Origin of the sequence: Kitasatospora sp. NPDC048239 (assembly GCF_043202015.1) — a bacterium.
Taxonomy (GTDB): Bacteria; Actinomycetota; Actinomycetes; order Streptomycetales; family Streptomycetaceae; genus Kitasatospora.
Genome location: NZ_JBICZP010000013.1, coordinates 190,572 through 208,980, shown reverse-complemented (window position 1 = coordinate 208,980; position 18,409 = coordinate 190,572). Strand labels below are relative to the sequence as shown.

General features: G+C 73.3%; 12 protein-coding genes, 1 tRNA gene and 1 pseudogene. 5 read left to right on the top strand and 9 right to left on the bottom strand.

Annotation, left to right across the window (positions count from 1 at the left end):
* Window positions 1-66 precede the first annotated feature (66 nt).
* Window positions 67-140 (top strand) — tRNA-Lys (locus tag ACGFZP_RS29750).
* A gap of 84 nt (window positions 141-224) precedes the next feature.
* Here ACGFZP_RS29750 and hemC read toward each other — a convergent pair.
* Together hemC and ACGFZP_RS29740 are read right to left on the bottom strand one after the other, a co-directional pair.
* Window positions 225-1,160 carry a hydroxymethylbilane synthase gene (hemC, locus tag ACGFZP_RS29745; protein ID WP_392938956.1) on the bottom strand — a complete coding sequence of 312 codons (936 nt, stop codon included), beginning with the start codon at window positions 1,158-1,160 and terminating at the stop codon, window positions 225-227.
* A 108-nt stretch (window positions 1,161-1,268) separates the two neighbouring features.
* Window positions 1,269-2,465 (bottom strand): MFS transporter, encoded by a 1,197-nt coding sequence (locus ACGFZP_RS29740; protein WP_392938954.1) that lies wholly within the window; start codon window positions 2,463-2,465, stop codon window positions 1,269-1,271.
* 65 nt (window positions 2,466-2,530) lie between these two features.
* On the opposite strand from ACGFZP_RS29740, the gene ACGFZP_RS29735 reads away from it, so the two are divergent.
* Window positions 2,531-2,893 (top strand): MerR family transcriptional regulator, encoded by a 363-nt coding sequence (locus ACGFZP_RS29735; RefSeq protein ID WP_392938952.1) that lies wholly within the window; start codon window positions 2,531-2,533, stop codon window positions 2,891-2,893.
* A gap of 63 nt (window positions 2,894-2,956) precedes the next feature.
* Here ACGFZP_RS29735 and ACGFZP_RS29730 read toward each other — a convergent pair whose 3' ends face one another.
* Window positions 2,957-4,558, bottom strand: a complete 1,602-nt coding sequence (locus ACGFZP_RS29730) for a chitinase (RefSeq protein ID WP_392939029.1) — start codon at window positions 4,556-4,558, stop codon at window positions 2,957-2,959.
* Between the two features lie 332 nt (window positions 4,559-4,890).
* Between ACGFZP_RS29730 and ACGFZP_RS29725 the strand changes: the two genes are divergently transcribed.
* Window positions 4,891-8,109, top strand: coding sequence for a S41 family peptidase (locus ACGFZP_RS29725; RefSeq protein WP_392938950.1), 3,219 nt, complete (start codon window positions 4,891-4,893; stop codon window positions 8,107-8,109).
* Between the two features lie 77 nt (window positions 8,110-8,186).
* On the opposite strand, the gene ACGFZP_RS29720 is transcribed toward ACGFZP_RS29725, so the two are convergent.
* From ACGFZP_RS29720 to snpA, 4 genes are all read right to left on the bottom strand, one after another.
* The gene (locus tag ACGFZP_RS29720) at window positions 8,187-8,453 is read right to left on the bottom strand and encodes a hypothetical protein (RefSeq protein ID WP_392938949.1); all 267 of its coding nucleotides are present in this window, start codon (window positions 8,451-8,453) and stop codon (window positions 8,187-8,189) included.
* Window positions 8,454-8,674: 221 nt separating this feature from the next.
* A complete protein-coding gene (locus tag ACGFZP_RS29715; RefSeq protein WP_392938948.1) occupies window positions 8,675-10,753 on the bottom strand; it encodes a phosphocholine-specific phospholipase C in 2,079 nt (692 codons plus the stop codon).
* Between the two features lie 190 nt (window positions 10,754-10,943).
* Entirely contained in the window at window positions 10,944-11,603 is a 660-nt protein-coding gene (locus ACGFZP_RS29710; RefSeq protein WP_392938946.1) for a pentapeptide repeat-containing protein, read from the bottom strand.
* A gap of 116 nt (window positions 11,604-11,719) precedes the next feature.
* Window positions 11,720-12,337 carry a snapalysin gene (gene snpA, locus ACGFZP_RS29705; RefSeq protein ID WP_392938945.1) on the bottom strand — a complete coding sequence of 206 codons (618 nt, stop codon included), beginning with the start codon at window positions 12,335-12,337 and terminating at the stop codon, window positions 11,720-11,722.
* Window positions 12,338-12,533: 196 nt separating this feature from the next.
* Here snpA and ACGFZP_RS29700 point away from each other — a divergent pair.
* Window positions 12,534-13,385 (top strand): annotated as a pseudogene (locus tag ACGFZP_RS29700) (LysR family transcriptional regulator); the annotation flags it as partial.
* A gap of 266 nt (window positions 13,386-13,651) precedes the next feature.
* Here the strand turns inward: ACGFZP_RS29700 and ACGFZP_RS29695 are convergent.
* The gene (locus ACGFZP_RS29695; protein WP_392938943.1) at window positions 13,652-14,845 is read right to left on the bottom strand and encodes a low temperature requirement protein A; all 1,194 of its coding nucleotides are present in this window, start codon (window positions 14,843-14,845) and stop codon (window positions 13,652-13,654) included.
* 523 nt (window positions 14,846-15,368) lie between these two features.
* A complete protein-coding gene (locus ACGFZP_RS29690; RefSeq protein WP_392938941.1) occupies window positions 15,369-17,078 on the bottom strand; it encodes an ABC transporter family substrate-binding protein in 1,710 nt (569 codons plus the stop codon).
* A gap of 339 nt (window positions 17,079-17,417) precedes the next feature.
* Here ACGFZP_RS29690 and ACGFZP_RS29685 point away from each other — a divergent pair, with 339 nt between their 5' ends.
* The gene (locus ACGFZP_RS29685; RefSeq protein WP_392938940.1) at window positions 17,418-18,401 is read left to right on the top strand and encodes an ABC transporter permease; all 984 of its coding nucleotides are present in this window, start codon (window positions 17,418-17,420) and stop codon (window positions 18,399-18,401) included.
* Window positions 18,402-18,409: the final 8 nt, after the last annotated feature.

Here is an 18,409-nt window from a genome sequence, read left to right as displayed (position 1 = left end):
CCGGCCCCGACCCGGCCCGATTTCGAGTTTCAGCCGCTGACCAGGTAATGTCTTCCTCGTCAGCAGGCGCCGCTAGCTCAGTTGGTTAGAGCAGCTGACTCTTAATCAGCGGGTCCGGGGTTCGAGTCCCTGGCGGCGCACAGACAGCCGGAAGGCCCCTTGCGAAAGCGAGGGGCCTTCCGGCGTTTCTCCGCGCCCCGCGGGGGCGCGGAGCGGCGCACCGGTCAGTGCGGGATGGCGGCGATCAGCTCGGACGCCCCCTGCCGCTTCAGCGCGAGGGCCGTCGCGGTGCCGAGGTCCTCGGGGGTGAGCGAGCCGGCCCACTCGTGGGCGTCCAGGATCCGCTTGCCGTCCGGGGAGAACACCCGGCCCCGCAGCGAGAGCCGGCCGTCCGGTTCGGCCTTGGCGTAGCCGGCGATCGGCGAGTTGCAGTGGCCCTGCAGGACGTGCAGGAACATCCGCTCGGCGCTCGCCTCGCGCCAGGTCTCGTGGTGGCCGAGGCCGGTCACGGCCTCGATGGTGGCGGTGTCCTCCTCCCGGCACTGGAGGGCGAGGACACCCGCGCCGATCGGCGGGCACATCGTCTCCACCGGGAGGATCTCGGTGATCCGCGCCTGCTCCCCGATCCGCTCCAGCCCGGAGGCGGCCAGCAGCAGCGCGTCGGCGTCCCCGGCCGCCAGCTTGGCCAGCCGGCTGTTGGCGTTGCCGCGGATCGGCACGCAGGTCAGGTGCGGGTGCGAGGCGGCGAGCTGGGCCCGGCGGCGCACCGAGGAGGTGCCGATCCGGGAGCCGCCCGGGAGCTCGTCGAGGGTGAGCCCGCCCGGGTGGACGACCGCGTCGCGGATGTCGTCGCGCCGCAGGTAGGCCGCGAAGACCGTCCCGGCGGGCAGCGGGCGGTCGGCGGGCACGTCCTTGAGGCAGTGCACCGCGAGGTCCGCCTCCCCGGCGAGCAGCGCCTCGTCCACCTCCTTGGTGAAGGCGCCCTTCCCGCCGAGTCGCGCCAGATCGCCCATCCAGCGGTCCCCGGAGGTGGTCACCGGGACGACCTCCGTCCGCAGCCCCGGGTGCAGGGCGGCGAGCTCGGCCCGGACGCGCTCGACCTGCGCGAGCGCCATCGGCGAGGAACGGGAGACGATGCGGATCAACTGAGCTGAGGCCATGGATGGATGATAGGTCGTCATTTCGCGGCGGATTGCTTCGGGCTTGCTGGACACGCCGGTCCCCCGGGGGCGGGGCGGGCACCCGGGGGAACGGCGGCCTGGCGGTGCTCACCGGGTGGCGCGCTCGGCCGGGAAGCCGTGCCGGCGGGCGGCGACGACCACCGCGAGGACCGGGGCCATCAGCGCCAGGACCGTCCAGGGGAAGGTGTCCGAGCCGAAGCGGTCGAGGAGCAGGCCGCCGACCACCCCGCCGCTCGCCATCGCCGCGTTCCAGAGCGTGACCAGCATCGCCTGGGCGGCGTCGGCGTGCTCGGCGCCCGCGTCGCCGACGGCGGTCTGCAGCAGGGTGGGGATCCCGCCCCAGCCGAGGCCCCAGAGCACCGCCGCGAGGTGGACCAGCAGCGGGCTGCCGGCCGTGACCGCCAGCACCGCGGCCGCCGCCGCGACGAGCAGGGTGCTCGCGACGGTGAGCGTGCGCAGCCGGCGGTGGATGTGGGCGCCGGTGAACCAGATGCCCACCAGCGAGGCGACGCCGAAGGCCAGCAGGACGGCGTCGGTGGAGCCGCCCATCCCGAGCCGGTCCAGGAACGGGGCGATGTAGGTGTAGAGCACGGTGTGGGCCAGCACGAAGACGAAGGTGGTGAACAGCACCGGCAGCACTCCCGGAACGGCGAGGGCCCGAAGGACCGGGGTCCGTTCGGCCCGCTCCTGGCCGGGGTGGTCGGGTACCGCCGCCGCGATCCAGGCGATCACGCCGACGGCCAGTACGGTCATGATCAGGAACGCCACCCACCAGCCGAGCAGCTTGCCGAGGAAGGTCCCGGCCGGGACGCCCAGGGACAGCGCGAGCGGTGCGCCGGTCATCGCGATGGCGATCGCCTTGCCCTGGAGCGCCACCGGCGCCAGTCGGCGGGCGTACCCGGCGAGCAGCGCCCAGGCGAGGCCGGCCGCGACCCCGGCCACGAACCGGGCGGCCATGGTCAGCGGGTAGCTGGCGGAGAGGGCGGTGACGGTGTTGGCCGCGGCGAACCCGGCCATCGCACTGAGCAGCAGCCGCCTGCGGGGCCACCCCGCGGTGGCCGCGGTGAGCGGGATGGCGGTGGCCGCCGTGCCGATCGCGTAGATGGTGACCGACTGGCCGGCGGCGGACTCGCTCACCCCGAGGTCGGCGCTCATCGCGGGCAGGACGCCGGCGGGCAGGGTCTCGGTGAGGGCCGTGATGAAGACGGCGGTGGCCAGCGCCAGCAGGGCCGGCACGGGAAGTCCCCGCTGGTCTACGGTGGTTGGTAGCTCTGTGGTCCGCATGGCGACTATGCTCGAACCCTCACATTGATGTGAGGGTCAACGTGCTCGGCTGTGGGGTGGGTCACATGCGGATCGGGGAGCTGTCCGAGCGGACCGGGACGTCCCGGCGGCTGCTGCGCTACTACGAGGAGCAGGGCCTGATCCTGGCCGACCGCTCCCCCAACGGCTACCGCGAGTACGACGATCCCTCGGTCGACCGGGTGCTGCAGATCCGCGGGCTCCTCGACTCCGGCCTGCCGACCCGCATCATCAAACAGATCCTGCCCTGTCTGGACAAGCCCCGGATCATCCACTTCCCGGACGCCACCCCGGAGATGATCGCCACCCTGGAGCACGAGCTGGCCGGGATGAGCGAGCGGATCCGGTTCCTCACCCGCAACCGGGACGCGATCGCCGAGTACCTGGAGGCGGTCCGGGCGGACCGCTGACCGGTGCCGGGACGACACCGGGCGCCGGAGGGGGCGGGCCCCGTCCGGCGCCCGGCGCGGCGGTCAGCGGTGGAAGTAGCCGTCGAAGTTCTTCGAGAACTCCCGGCCGCCGAACTGGTCCCAGTTGATCGACCAGGTCATCAGGCCGCGCAGGCCGGGCTGGGCACCCGACTTGGGCACGTAGGTACCGCAGTTGGCGAGCCTGGTGAGGCAGTCCAGGGTCTTGTTGACCTCGGCGGGGGCCACGTAGCCGTTGCCGGCGTTGGTGGTGGCGGGCATGCCGATGGCGAGCTTGGAGGCGGGGATCGCGGGGAACACGTTGCCGGTGTTGCCCGCGACCGGGAAGCCCTTGAGCAGCATGTCGGTCATGGCGACGTGGAAGTCGGCGCCGCCCATCGAGTGGTACTGGTTGTCCAGGCCCATGATGGAGCCGGAGTTGTAGTCCTGGACGTGCAGCAGGGTGAGGTCGTCCCGCAGGGCGTAGATGACCGGCAGGTAGGCGCCGGCCCGCGGGTCCTGGCCGCCCCAGGGGCCGGATCCGTAGTACTGGTAGCCGAGTTGGACGAAGAAGGTCTCCGGGGCCATGGTGAGGACGAAGCCCGCGCCGTACTTGGCCTTCAGGGTCTTCAGCGCGGAGATCAGGTTGACGACGACCGGGCTGGTCGGGTTCTTGAAGTCGTTGTCGCCGGTGTTGAGGGAGAGCGAGTGGCCCTCGAAGTCGATGTCGAGGCCGTCCAGGCCCCACTTGTCGATGATCGCCGAGACCGAGCTGACGAAGGTGTCGCGGGCGGCCGCGGTGGTGAGCTGGACCTGGCCGTTCTGGCCGCCGATCGAGATCAGGACCTTCTTGCCCTGGGCCCGCTTGGCCGCGATGGCGGCCCTGAAGTCGGCGTCGGACTCGACGGTCGGGCACTCGGTGGCCGGGCAGCGGTTGAACCGGATGTCCCCGGAGGTGACGGAGGTCGGCTCGCCGAAGGAGAGGTTGATGAAGTCCCACGAGGCCGGGACGTCGGCCATCCGGGTGTAGCCGGCGCCGTTGGCGAAGCTGGCGTGCAGGTAGCCGACCAGCGAGTGGCCGCCGGGGGGCGGCGCGGTCGGGGAGACGGTGGCCGTCGGGGAGGAGGTCGCGGTGGCGGTCGCCGTCGGGGAGGCCGTCGCGGTGGGCGTCACCGTCGGGGAGGCCGTCGCGGTGGGCGACTGGGTCACCGTGGGCGTGGCGGTGGGCGCGCCCGGGCCGTCCAGCGAGACGTCGTCCGCGTAGTACGTGCCCTGCCCGTACCAGCCGTGCGTGTACACGGTGGCGCTGGTCTGGTTGGCTCCGGTGGTGAAGGCGACGCTGAGCTTCTGGTACGCGCCGCCGGTGCCGGGCGTCCAGGTGCTGGTGCCGCCGTCCACGCCGAGGTAGACGTACGAGCCCTTGAGGTACGCGCTGAGCGTGTAGGTGGTGTTGGGGGCGACCGCGACGGTCTGGGCGCACCGGGCGCTGTCGCTCGCCGAGGCGGCCGCCGCCAGCGCGTAGCCGCCGCCGTGCGACTGGCCGGTGACGACGCTGCCGGTGCCTCCGGTGCAGCTCCAGGGGTTCAGGGCGCCGCTCTCGAAGCCGCCGTTGACCAGGAACTCCCCGGCCGATGCGGCGGGCGCGAGGCCCAGGGTGAGGCCGACCATGGTGGCGGCGGCGACGGCCGAGGCGGTTCCGGCCGCGAGCAGCGTACGGGGGCGGCGGGCCGGGGCGGCGGCGGGTACGGGTGCTGTTCTGCGCATGCGGGGGACTCCTGCGGGGGCGCGAATCGTGGGGGACGTCCGAGGGCGCGCCGAAGGTACGTGCCAGTGGGGGTTCGGCCCGACCGCGCACCCTATTTGGACTAGACCACTGAAGTGGATTCGGCCGGGCGGTGTCAATGGTCCAGACCGGTGGGCGTGTTCGGGACACACCGGCGGCGGGCCTGCCAGCACCGCGTCCGGTTGCCGGACGTGACACCCCGTCGAACCATGGAGGGGTGACGTCACCCGGCTACCTCCGCTACCCCCACCTGTACGGGGACCTGCTGGCGTTCACCGCCGAGGACGACGTCTGGATCGCGCCGCTCGCCCCCGACGGCTCCGCCGGGCGGGCCTGGCGGGTCGGCTGCGACCGCACCCGGGTCAGCCACCCCCGGTTCTCCCCCGACGGGCGGACCCTCGCCTGGACCAGCTGGCAGAGCCTGACCCCCGAGGTGTGGACGGCCCCCGTCGAGGGCGGCGCGGCCGCCCGGCTCAGCCACTGGGGCAGCCAGGACACCCGGGTCCGCGGCTGGCTGCCGGACGGCGAGGTGCTCGCCGTCACCTCGCGCCACGAGCCCTTCGGCCACTACACCTGGGCACACGCGCTGCCGCCGGACGGCTCACCCGGGCACCGGATGCCCTGGGGGCCGGTCGGCGACGCCCAGATGAGCCGGGCGCACACCGTGCTGCTCACCGGCTCGGCACCGCACGAACCCGCCGCCTGGAAGCGCTACCGGGGCGGCGCCACCGGGCGGCTCTGGGTGGACGGCGAGCGGATCCTCCCCGACCACCGCGGCCACCTCGCCTCCCCGATGCCGGTCGGCGGGCCCGGCGGGCCCAGGATCGCCTTCCTCTCGGACCACGAGGGCATCGGCAACCTCTACTCCTGCCGCCCCGACGGCACCGACCTGCGCCGGCACACCGACCACGCCTCCTACTACGCCCGCGAGGCCGCCACCGACGGCACCCGGATCGTCTACCAGCACGCCGGCGACCTCTGGCTGCTGGACGGCCTGGACGCCCCCGCGCCCCGCCGGCTGCGGGTGCCGCTCGGCGGCGCCCGGGCCGGGCGCCGGCCCTACCAGGTGAGCGCCGCCTCCCACGTCAAGGACCTCGCCTGCGACCAGACCGGCCGCGCCGGGGTGATCACCGTCCGCGGCAGCCAGTACTGGCTGACCCACCGGGACGGCCCGGCCCGGGCGCTCGCCGACACCCCGGGCGTGCGCACCCGGCTGCCGGTCGTGCTCGGCCACACCGGCGAGGCCGCCTGGATCACCGACGCGCAGGGCGCGGACGCGGTCGAGATCGTCCCGCTGCCCGGCCACGAGGGCGCCCCCGCCCAGCACGGGCACCGGCTGCTCGCCGGCGGGCGGCTCGGCCGGGTCCTGGAGCTCACCGCCTCCCCCGACGGCGCGCGGCTGGCCGTCGCCGCCTCCGACGGACGGCTGCTGCTGGTCGGCGCCGCCGACGGCGAGGTCCGCGAACTGGCCGCCTCCGGCCACGGCCCGGTCTCCGCCGCCCGCTTCTCCCCCGACTCTCGGTGGATCGCCTGGTCGCAGCCGGTGGCCGGGCGCTCGCTGCGCCGGATCCGGCTCACCCGCACCGACGGGCCCGCGGCGATCACCGAGGTCACCGACGGCCGGTTCGAGGACGAGCAGCCGGTGTTCACCCGGGACGGCCGCTACCTGGCCTTCCTCTCCTGGCGGGGCTTCGACCCCGTCCACGACGTGCACACCGGCGACCTCTCCTTCCCGCTCGGCTGCCGCCCCTACCTCGTCCCGCTGACCGCCGACACCCCCTCGCCGTTCGCCGCCCCCGCCGAGGACGGCGCCCCGCGCGGCGACGGCGGCGGCGACGGCACCGTCGAGGTGGAGCCGCAGGGCATCGCCGAGCGGCTGGTGCAGTTCCCGGTGATCGCCTCCAAGTACTCGGCCACCGACGCGGTGCGCGGCGGCCTGGTCTGGCTGCGCTGGCCGATCTCCGGCACCCTCGGGCAGACCTTCGCCAGTCCGGACGACACCTCGGGGCGCCCCTCGCTGGAGTACTTCGACCTGGCCCGGGGCACCCGCACCACCCTGGTCGACAAGCTGGACGGCTACGCGGTCTCCGGCGACGGCGGCTCCGTCGCGGTCTACTCGAGCGGCACGCTGCGGATCGTCCCGGTCTCCGCCCCCTCCGCCGCGACCACCGTCGACCTGCGCCGGATCACCCACACCGTGCACCCGGCCGCCGAATGGCGCCAGGCGTACGGGGAGGCGGCCCGGATCGTCCGCGACCAGTTCTGGGACGCCGGCATGTCCGGGCTGGACTGGCCCGCGCTGGTCGAGCAGTACGAGCCGCTGCTGGAGCGCGTCGCCGGACCGGACGACTTCGCCGACCTGCTGCGCGAGCTGCTCGGCGAACTCGGCACCTCGCACGCCTACGTCACGCCGTCCCGGCGCGGCGAGGGGCCCGCGCTCACCCAGCAGCCGCTGGGGCTGCTCGGCGCCAACGCCCACCGGTCCCCCGACGGGCGCTGGCTGGTCGACCGGGTACTGGCCGGCGAGTCCTCCGACCCGCGCGCCCGCGCCCCGCTGGCCACCCACGGCGTGCAGGACGGCGACGAGCTGCTGGCGGTGGCCGGGCGCCCGGTGGACCCGCTGCGCGGCCCGGAGCCGCTGCTGGTCGGCACCGGCGGCACCACCGTCGAGCTCACCCTGCGCAGCGGGCCCGAGGGCCGGATCCGGCGGATCGCCGTCACCCCGCTGACCGACGAGCGGGCCATCCGCTACCAGGACTGGGTGGCCAAACGGCGCTCCCTGGTCCGGGAGTTCAGCGACGGGCGGTGCGGCTACCTGCACATCCCCGACCTCGGCGGCTCCGGCTGGGCGCAGTTCAACCGGGACCTGCGGCGGGAGCTGGACAAGCCCGCACTGGTCCTGGACGTCCGCGGCAACGCCGGGGGCAACGTCTCGGAGCTGGTCCTGGAGAAGCTCACCCGGCGGGTGCTCGCCTGGGACTTCAGCAGGGGGCGCCAACCGGTGCGGTGGCCGCGGGACGCCCCGCGCGGGCCGGTGGTGGCGCTCGCCGACGAGGCCACCAGCTCGGACGGCGACGTGGTCATCGCGGCGATCAGACTGCTGGGGCTGGGCCCGGTGGTGGGCAACCGCACCTGGGGCGGGGTGGTCGGGATGACCGGGCGGCACACGCTCGGCGACGGGACGCAGATCTCGGTGCCGAAGAACGCCTCCTGGTTCACCGGCGGACTCGGCTGGTCGGTGGAGAACCACGGGGTGGAGCCGGACGTGCACGTGCTGCGGACCCCGCAGGACTGGGCCCGGGGGCGGCACATCGAACTGGTCACGGCGGTGCGGCTGGCGCTGGAGCTGCTGGAGGACGCCCCGGCCGCCGTCCCGCCCCCGGACGACACCCCGCGTCCGGACCTGCGGCGCCCGCCGCTGCCGCCGCGGGCGTGACGCCCGGCACGGGCACGCGGGCGTGACGAGGGGGCGCGCCCGGCCTGCGGGCGCGCCCTACGGCGTCACGGGTGCGGTCAGTCCCAGGGGTCGCCCTCGGCGGTCATCTCCTCGCGGGCCCGCTCCTCCGCGTCGTGTTCGGCCAGGTCGGCGGCCTGGGCCGCCTCGCGGGCCTTCTCCGTGTCGACGCTGAACGCGTCGGCGGCCTCGTCGTGGGCGAGGGCGGCGCGCTGTGCGGCGTCCGTCATCGCGGTGGTGTCCTGCTCGGCTCCCCCGCCGAGCGAGGACCTGGCCTCCTCGGCGCCGCCGTGCGCCTTGTGGCGGAACCTGTCGAAGATGCCCATGACTCCTCCTCCGGACGACTTCCGGGCTGCCCCCACTCTCACACCGGGGGCGGCGGACCGCATCCGCTGCGCGGGGCGGCGCCGTGCCGTGGCCCGGGGCGCGCGGTCGGGGTTCGCCGTCGGGGCGCGCCGTCGGGCACGGTCGGGGCCGACGACGGCGGGGCCCCGGGAGGTCCACGATCCGTGGTCCCCGGGGCCCCGCCGGCCGTCCGCCCCCGGTGTCAGCCGCTGATGCTGGCCGTACCGGTCTCCAGGTGGCCGGTGAACCGCTGCGACCAGGTCGCGTCCGCGTCCACCGTGACGGTGAAGTCGTACCAGCCGTTGGTGTAGGCGACCGCGTTGAAGAAGTCGCTGACGCTGCCGCCGGCCGGGACCTGGTACGTCCAGGGGCCGTCCGTCCGGTAGTTGTTGGAGGCGATGGTGAAGGTCAGCGGCGTACCGCCGGTGTTGGCGAGCCGGAGGTAGAGCGCCTGCTTCCCGGTGCCCGGCTCGACCGCGTACGAGGCGGTGACGGCCGCGTTCTTGCCCGCCTTGGTGGCATCGCCCTTGAAGCGGCGCAGGAAGCGGTTGGGGCCGACCACCGAGAGGTCGTACTGGCCGCTGCCGTAGCTGGTACCGCAGTTGAAGAAGTCGCTCTGGTTGCCGCCGGGGTCGACGGTGTACTGCCAGGGGCCGCCGCTGCGGTAGGCGTTGGCGTAGGCCGCGAAGTGCGCCGACTTCCGGGCCTCGGCGCCCTCGTTGGCCATCTTCAGCCAGACCTTGATGACGCCGCCGGAGCCGAACTCCAGGTGGTCCAGGTTGGCGTTCGACTGGTACGGCAGGGCGCGGGCCTGGCGGGTGCCGGACTCCTGCACAGGCAGCCGGTTGTCGACCGGCGCCGGGTTGGGCAGCGGGCCGCAGCTGGACATGCCGATCACCGCGTCGGTGTTGGGCAGGGCGGGCAGGCCGTAGACCGGGTGGGCGAAGTCGAATGCGCTGGTGAGGTCTCCGCACACCCGGCGGCGCCAGTCGCTGATGTTGGGGCAGGTGGCGGGCTTGCCGATGGCGGCGGTCCACCGCTCCAGGAAGCGCAGCACCGAGGTGTGGTCGAAGACCTCGGAGTTCACCCAGCCGCCGCGGGTCCAGGGCGAGATGGCGATCATCGGGACGCGGAAGCCGAGGCCGATGTTGGTGCCGTTGTAGAACTCGCCGGGGGTGCCGGCCGGGGCGGTGGGCGGCGGGACGTGGTCGAAGAAGCCGTCGTTCTCGTCGTAGTTGAGGAAGAGGACGGTGGAGTTGAAGACGTCCGGGTTGGCGTTCAGCGCGTCGATCACGTTGTGGACGAAGTGCGCGCCGTCGGCGGGCGTGGAGTACGGGTGCTCGGAGGAGCCCTGGTCGGGGACGATCCAGGAGACCTGCGGGAGCGTGCCGTTCACGACGTCGGCCCGGATCGCGGCGACGATGTCGTCCGGCGTCCGGCCGGTCGTCCTGGGGACGGAGCCCATGCCCTTGACGGCGAGCGGGCTGCCCGCGGGCGCGCCGGAGAACTGGGTGAAGTACGCCAGCGCGTTGTCGCCGTAGTTGTCGGCCGCGTTCTGGTAGAGCTTCCAGCTCACCCCGGCGTTCTCCAGCGCCTCGGCGTAGGTCTGCCAGCGCAGGCCCTTCTCGTCGCCGCCGTCGTAGGCGGGGCCGCCCGCGCTGCCGGCCGGGTCGATCTGGCCGCTCCAGTGGTAGGTGCGGTTGGGGCCGGTGGCGCTGAGGACGGAGCAGAAGTACGCGTCGCAGATGGTCCAGTTCTCGGCGAGCGCGTAGTGGAACGGGATGTCCTGGCGGGTGAGGTAGCCGAGCGTGCGGACGTTGCCCTTGGCGGCGACCCAGGAGTCCATCTTCCCGCTGTTCCAGGCCTTGTGCTGGTCGGACCAGCCGTGCGCGAGGTCGCCGTTGCACTGGGCCAGGCGCTCGGGGTCGGCGCCGCCGGCCGGCTTGGTGGCGCTGAACTGCCACGGGTACTGCCGGCCGAGCAGTCCGTTGGGCTGGTTGAAGACGCTGTTGCCGCCCGCGATCTGGATCGCGCTGCGGTCGGCGAAGCCGCGCACGCCCCGCAGCATCCCGAAGTAGTGGTCGAAGCTGCGGTTCTCCTGCATCAGGATGACGATGTGCTGCGCGTCCGCGATGGTACCGGTCTGCGACAGCGCCGCCGACGGCGCCGCCGCGGTGGGCGCGCTCTGCGCCTGGCCGGCGCCGAGGGTGCCGGCTACCGCCACCCCCGCCGCGGCGGCGCCCGACAACGTCACGAACTTCCTACGACTCAGCTCGGCCATCAGTGCGGCCCGTCCCTTCGCTGGCGATGTTGTGCACACAAGTTGGGGCTCATCGATCGCGCAGCATCCTCCACCCCGCCGGAGCGGGCCCACCAGGGGGCCGGGTCAGGGTTGGCGGACTGTTCGCCCCGCCGTCACCAGGCGACCGGGGGCTGAACGGGGAGTCGGTGCGGACACCCGCACCGACCGTTCACCGGTCCTGCACGGTGATGCCCAGGGCATGGGCGAACTGCGGCGCCAGCTCCAGGAGTTGGGGGGAGCTGATCAGCGCGCCGCGCAGCCCCTCCGGACCGTCGGTGAGACCGAGGGCGACCGCCCCGCGCAGGTCCGTCCTGGCCAGCTTCGCCCCGCGCAGCCGGACCTCCTCCAGGGTGGAGCCGGGGAAGGAGACGTCGGTGAGCTTGGCGTCGCCGAAGTCCACGTCGCGCAGCAGGCAGTCCTCGAAGACCACGTCCCGCAGGACGGCCGCGCGCAGGTTGACCGCCTCCAGCTTGCAGCCGCGGAACACCACCCGGCGCAGCGCCGAGCCGTGCGCCGCCACCCCGGCCAGCACCCCGCCGACGAACGCGCTGTCCTGCCACTCGCTCTCCACCAGTTCGCAGGCCACCCAGCGGCCGGCCTGCGCCCAGACCTCGTTGAAGCGGGCCCGGCGGAGCTTGGCCCCGCTCAGCGAGACGCCGGTGAAGGCGCACTCCAGGAAGGTCGCGCCGCCCGCCGCCTGGTCGAGGTACTCCCCGCCCTCGAAGTGGACGGTGTCGTAGCGCTCGTCGGTGCGCAGCGGGCCGGTGTGGGTCCGCAGCAGGTGGGCGTACGGCAGGTCGGCCAGGCGGTCGGGGACGGACAGCGGCATGGCGGTGGCACCTCGTGGTCGGCGGGTCGGTCTTCGCCCGCATGCTCGCACGCGGCACCGACAGGTCCGGCCCGGCCGCTCCGGGGAGCGGCCGGGCCGGACCGGCTTTCAGCGGATCAGCCGCGGGCCCAGAGGGAGTTCACCCGGCTGCGCTCGGTGGAGTTCGGGTAGGGGTTGGTGCAGGAGGTGCCGGGGCCGCCGCCGGACATCAGCTCGCTGCAGGGGCCGGAGTAGTGGTCCGGCAGGCCGAGCACGTGACCGGTCTCGTGCGCGGTGACCCGGGTGGAGTTGTACTGACGGTTCTGGGCGTAGTCGAGGAAGATGTAGCCCCCGCCGTGCCCGTTGGTGCTCGCGTAGGAGCCGCGCGAGTCGTTGCCCTCGTAGTAGCGGAAGTCGGCGGCGGAGCCGGAACGCAGCTGGACGTTGGAGACCGAGCCGTTCCAGATCTGCGCGCTCTGGGCTATCTGGGTGCGGAAGGTCGGGGCGCTGCTGGCGTCGTAGGTCACGGTGACGACCTTCAGGTACGGGGTCGCCGCCTGCTTGGCCCGCGCCGACTTCATCACGGCCTCGTAGAACGCCTGGTTGTCGGCGTCCTCGGCGGCCGAGCCGGCGTAGGTGTTGGTGGCGGTGTAGCCCTGGACGGGCGCGGCGGCGGCCGTCGTGGGCAGGGCGGCCACACCGGCGGCGAGGGCCAGGCCGAGGGCAGCGGACAGCGTACGCGTGATGCGGTTCATGTGGGGGCTCCGTGTATGCGAATGCCGCGGCCGGTGGGGGCCGGTCGCGGGGCACCGGATGATTCCTGCTGCCCCAGAGCTTCGGTCAGTGCGCGGGCCCGGCGGATGATGTCAACCGGTGATAGCACCAGCCAATAGGGCCCCGTCCGTCCGGCCGGGCCATTCCCACACGTGTCATGTCCTTGGCGAGACCGGGATGCGCCGTTATGCTCCCAAGGTGGAGCTCGACGTGAGACACCTCCGGGTGCTGTGCGCGATCGCCGACACCGGCAGCCTCCGCAAGGCCGCGCTGCACCTCGGCATGACCCAGCCCTCGCTCACCACCCAGCTGCACCGGATCGAACGGGCCATCGGCGGAACGCTGTTCACCCGTGAGCAGACCGGCAGCCGGCCCACCGCGCTCGGCCACTCGGTGCTGTCCCGGGCCCGGCCGGTGATCGCCGAGATGGCCGCGCTGGTCGCCGCCGCCCGCCAGGAGGCCCGGGAGGCCGGAAGCACCGAGCGCAAGCGCCGGCTGCGGATCGGCAGCGTCGGCAGCCGCGCGGTGGCGGCCTGGCTGCGCCGGGTGCACGAGCGGCTGCCGGAGACGGACACCACCATCCACGTGGACATCTCCGCCAACGCCCTGCTGCGGATGGTCGCCGCCGACCAGTTGGACGTCGCCTTCGTGCACGAGAGCGAGGGCTTCCCGCTGAAGGTCCCGCCGGACGCCGAGCACCGCGTCCTGATGGCCCGTGAGCCGCAGTTCGTCGCGCTCGCCCACGACCACCCGGCCGCCGGCTCGCCCGTCGTCCATCTGGCCGACCTGGCCGAGGACACCTGGATGGTGGACCCGACCGCCGACCACGAGTACGCGGCGATGCGCCGGGTCTTCACCGAGGCCGGGCTCAACCCGCGGGTGGTCCAGGTCCGCGACAACGCGACCGCCGCCGAGCTGGTCGCCTCCGGCGAGGCCGTCCGCCCCTGCCAGCCGACCTCCGTCCCCGGGCCCGGCACGGTCGTCCGGCCGGTGCACGGCGACCCGCTGGCCGTGCGGCTGCTGCTCGCCTGGCGGCCGCGCGCGCTCAGCCCGCCCGCGCTCGACGCGCTGTACGGCGAGCTGCGCGCCGCCTACCTGGACCTGGCCCGGGTCAACCCGACGTATCTGGCCTGGCTGGGGCAGCACGAGGGCGTGCTGCACCACCTGCTGGGCCCGCACCCGCGCGAGACCCCGCCGGTCCGCGGGGTCCAACCGGTGCGCGCGGTCGCCCCGATGCGCGAGGCCCAGGTACGCGAGGCCCAGCCGGTGCGCGAGGCCCCGCCCGCCCGCGAGGGTCAGCCGCCCTCGCGGGCGTGCAGCGCCACGCCGGTCGCCACCGTCGCCGCGCACACCAGGCCCGCCACCAGCACCCCGGACCCGCCGGCCGCGGTGCAGGCCAGCACCGCCACCGAGGCGATCGGCAGCAGCGCCTGCGAGGCGCCGCTCTTGACGTGCCGGGCGTGCAGCAGCCACACCGTGAACAGGTAGACCGCGGTCGGGACGGTCACCGTCGCGGTGGCCGCCGTCGGCGAGATGTGCGCCTTGTGCACCGCCGACTCCACCGCCACCTCCAGGCCCGAGCCGATCGCGGCCGCCGAGCCGAACACCACGTAGTGGCCGTAACCCCACAGGAACGCCTGCCGGTTGGAGCGCAGGTGCTCGTGGACGGACCGGGCGAAGTAGATCCACCAGGCCGAGAAGCAGATCAGCAGGCCGCCGGCCGCCACCGGGAGCAGCCGGGTCAGCCCCTCGTGCTCGTCCACCGCCGACTGCACGGCCACAGTGGCCGCCGCCACCGTCTCGCCGAGCACGATCAGTGTGAACAGGCCGTACCGCTCGGCGATGTGGTGCGGGTGCCAGCTGGTCTGGGTGCGCAGCTCGGCGATCACCGGCACGGACAGCTCGGCCAGGATGCCGAGCGGGATGACGTACGGCCGGACGCTGTGCGGCAGCGCCAGCACCACCACCCAGGCGATCTGGCAGCAGGTGATGCCGACCGCGTACCGCAGCGCGACCGTGCGCGCCGGGCCCTCCTCGCTGGCCGCCGCGCGCAGCCACTGGGTGACCATGGCCAGGCGCATCACCACGTAGCCGACCACCGAGAGCACCAGGTCCTGGTCGGCGAACATCCGGGGCACCCCGGCGGCGAGGATCAGCACGCCGGCGATCTGGACCAGGGTGGTGACCCGGTACGGGACGTCGTCGCAGTCGTATGCGGAGGCGAACCAGGTGAAGTTCATCCAGGCCCACCAGATGGCGAAGAAGGCGAAGACGTAGCCGGTCAGGCCGTCCCCGTAGTGCCCGGCGGCGAGGTCGTGCGCGAGCGCCCGGCCCGCCTGGCCGACCGCGACCACGAAGCAGAGGTCGAAGAAGAGTTCCAGCGGGGTGGCGACCCGGTGCGGCTCGTCCCGACTGCGCGGGGTCATCCGCTGCACCGGGCGCGAATCGACGTGGTGCGGGCGGGGTGCCGCGGCGGAATCGCTGGTCATGGGCGGGGCTCCGGGACTTGGGAGGGGGACGGCTGCACTGTCCCCGCGAATCCTGGCAGCGGCCCGGCCCCGGTGCACGCACCCCCGGCGGTCTGGCGCGGCACGCCGAACACGCCGGTTTCGCCCGTTCTGCCGTGCCGTCAGCGACAGTTGACGCCGTGGTGCGCGAACCGGGTGACAGCTCGGCGGGTTTCCGGGCGCGCCCCGCGCCGCGGGCCGCGCCCGGGTGGATCGCACCGCTAGATTCGTCCCCGGTTGGAAGCGGTCGGAGCGAGCGGATCCGGCCCGGCCCGGGCCGGATCCGGAGGGCCCCGGCGACAAGGGCGGCCTGCGGGCAACGCGGAAGGTCAAGGCCGGTGGCGGGACACAGGGGGCGGCGCAGCCGTCCCGACCGTGTCCGCACCACCGGCCCCGTGATCACCGCGCTGCTCGCCAGAGCCCGCCGTGCCGCCGCGCCCCCGCATTCCGCCGCACCCCGCGCACCCGCCCCCGGGCGCCGCCGCAGGGCGTGCCGCCGGACGGGCTACTTCTCCCAGCCCACCTTGGCGTAGTCCACGCCCGCCAGGCCGAACGCGCCGTAGTTGGCCAGGCCCTTGCGGGCCGCCACCACCGTCGGCCGCTGGTAGAGCTCGACGGTGTGGCCCAGCTCCCAGATCCTGGCGTCGGCCTGGTTGTACAGCTTCGCGGCCTCCACCGGGTCGACCGTCCCCGCGGCCTGCTTCAGCAGGGCGTCGATCTCGGGGGTGCCGAGCTTGGAGTAGTTGCCGAAGACGTTGTCGCCCTGCGGCAGCCGGAAGTTCGCGAGGCTGCTGGAGAGCGGGAACGAGTCGGTGTTGCGCCAGCTGGCGATCTCGAACTTGCCCGGGTTCACGTACTTGGTGAAGAAGTCGCTGCTCGGGACCTTGTCGATCTCGACCTTGACCCCGGCCGCCAGCCACATCGACTGGGCGGCGGTCGCGAGGTCCAGCTGGGCCTGCGGGGTGGCGTCGTTGACCACCCAGTGCAGGGTCAGCGACTGGCCGTCCCTGGTACGCGGCTGGCCGGCGCCCGCCTCCTTCCAGCCCACCTCGTCCAGCGTCTTCTTCGCGGCGGCCAGGTCGAACCTGGCCCACTCGCCGGAGTTGTCCTGGTAGCCGGTCTGGTTGGGCATGAAGATGTGGTTGCCGAGCGGCTTGAACTCCACCGGCACACCGTTGTTGGCGATCTTGATCAGCGAGGAGCGGTCCAGCGCCTTGCCGAGCGCCTGGCGCACCTTCTGGTCGGCCAGCGGGCCGCCGCCGCCGAAGGAGATGTGCACCTCGTCCCACGGGCTGGCGGTCCGGATCACCGTGTCCTTGGCGTCCTTGAGCTGCCCGTACGCGGTCGCCGTCCCGGCCGTGGCGTAGTCGATCTCGTTGTTGAGGAAGGCCTGGGTGGTCGCCGACTGGGACATCACCCGGAAGGTGACCTTGTCCGCCTTGGGCTTCTCGCCCCACCAGTTGGGGTCGGGCACCAGCGTGATGGTCTGCGCCGTCTTGTCCGCGGTGCCGATCTTCAGCGCGCCGGCGGTGATCGGGATCTTCTCCACCCAGCCCTTGTTGAAGTCGTCCGCGGAGCCGATCCCGGCCGCCGGGATCAGCGGGCGGAACAGGTTCTGCCAGTCCGCGTACGGCTCCGAGAAGGTCACCTTGACCTCGCTCGGGTCCGCGCCCTGCTCGACGCCGGAGATCAGCTCGTAGCCGGAGGAGTCGGCGATGTTGTAGCCGTCCTTCCTGCCGTTGGTCGCCTCCCAGTCCGCCTTGAAGTCCAGGTAGCCGAGCGCCTTGCCGTCCGACCACCTGGCCTTCGGGTTGAGCTTGTAGGTGACCACCTGCGGGGAGGTCGAGGTGACCTTCGCCTCCAGCAGGTAGTCGGCGACCGGCTTGAAGGTGCCGCTCTCGTCGGTGGTGAAGAGCTCGGGCTCCAGGGCCCGCATGATCTCCACCGCGTCGCCGTACCGGCCGTCCACCTGGAGCGGGTTCCACTGGGTGATCCACTGGTAGAGCGGGAACCGCACCTCGCCGCCGTCGCGCAGTTGGTCCACCGGCTTGGCGTTGATGTCGATCGCCCCCTGCCGCGGCGGCTCGCTCTTGGCCACCTTGTCGGCCGAGCCACCACCGCCCGAGCTGCAGGCGGTCGCCGCCAGCGCGACGGCGAGGGTGAGCACGACGGCCCGGCCGAGGCGGCGGCGGGGCGTGCTGGTGGAAGCGTCCATGAGGGTTCTCCCCGTGAAATCCGACAGATGGTGAGGCGGGTGTGGGACGAGAGGTGACGCTTGGGCATCGCGAGGTGTGGCGAGGCTTGAGCGTGGGCAGCCAAGTCGGTGCCGAGCGAGCAGAACGTAACAGCCGATCAGTTCTAGTACCAGGGGTTGGAGTTCACACCTGATCCAAACGAAACAGGCCGCAACACTGCGGCAACACCCCGGCCGCGCGCCGGTGCAACACTCTGACCTGCAGCTTCCTCACACCGCCCGACCAGGGCCCCCGACCGAAGGCCACCACCCGATGCCCACCAGACGCGTCGGCCCCGCCCCCACCCCGGGCGGCCGCTGATGCTCCGTTACCTGGCGAAGCGGCTCGGCTACTACGCGATCCTGCTGGCAGCCGCCGTGTTCCTGGCGTACGCGCTCTCCGCCGCCGCCCTCCAGCCGCGCACCTACTTCGAGTCCAAGGTGCCCCGTCCGGCCGCCGCATCGGTCGAACGGCAGCTCACCGAGCTCAACATCAACGACCACACCCCGGTCGTCGAACGCTTCGGCCACTGGGCCGGCGGCCTGCTGCTCCACGGCGACCTCGGCCGCACCATCCACGACACCCCGGTGCTCGACGACTTCCGCCGCCGGGTCTGGGTCTCGCTGCGCCTGCTGCTGATCGGCAGCCTGCTCGGCATGGCCCTCGGCGTCGCCGCCGGGGCGTGGAGCGCGGTCCGCCAGTACCGGATATCCGACCGGCTGCTCACCGTCTTCTCCTTCGCCATGCTCTCCACCCCCGTCTTCCTGGTGGCGCTGCTCCTGAAGAACGGCGCCATCGCCGCCAAGGACGTGGCCGGCCACGAGGTCGTCCCCTTCACCGGGTACGAGACCCCCGGCCTGAACGGCGGGTTCGGGGCCCACCTCGGCGACTGGGCGCTGCACCTGCTGCTGCCCACCCTGTCGCTGGCACTCGGCGGCCTCGCCACGTACAGCCGCTACCAGCGCGGCACCATGCTCGACGTGCTCGGCTCCGACTACCTGCGCACCGCCGAGGCCAAGGGCCTCACCCGCGGTCGCGCGCTGGTCAGGCACGGTCTGCGCACCGCGGTGATCCCGATGTCGACGATGTTCGCCTACAGCTTCCTGGGCATCTTCACCGGCGCCGCCTTCACCGAGACCATCTTCGGCTGGCACGGCATGGGCGAGTGGTTCATCCAGTCCATCAACGAACAGGACGTCAACTCGGTGGTCGCCGTGAACCTGTTCGCCGCCGTGGTGGTGCTCGCCTCCGGCTTCCTCGCCGACACCCTGCACGCCGCCCTCGACCCGCGCGTGCGGTCCTGACCGGAGGA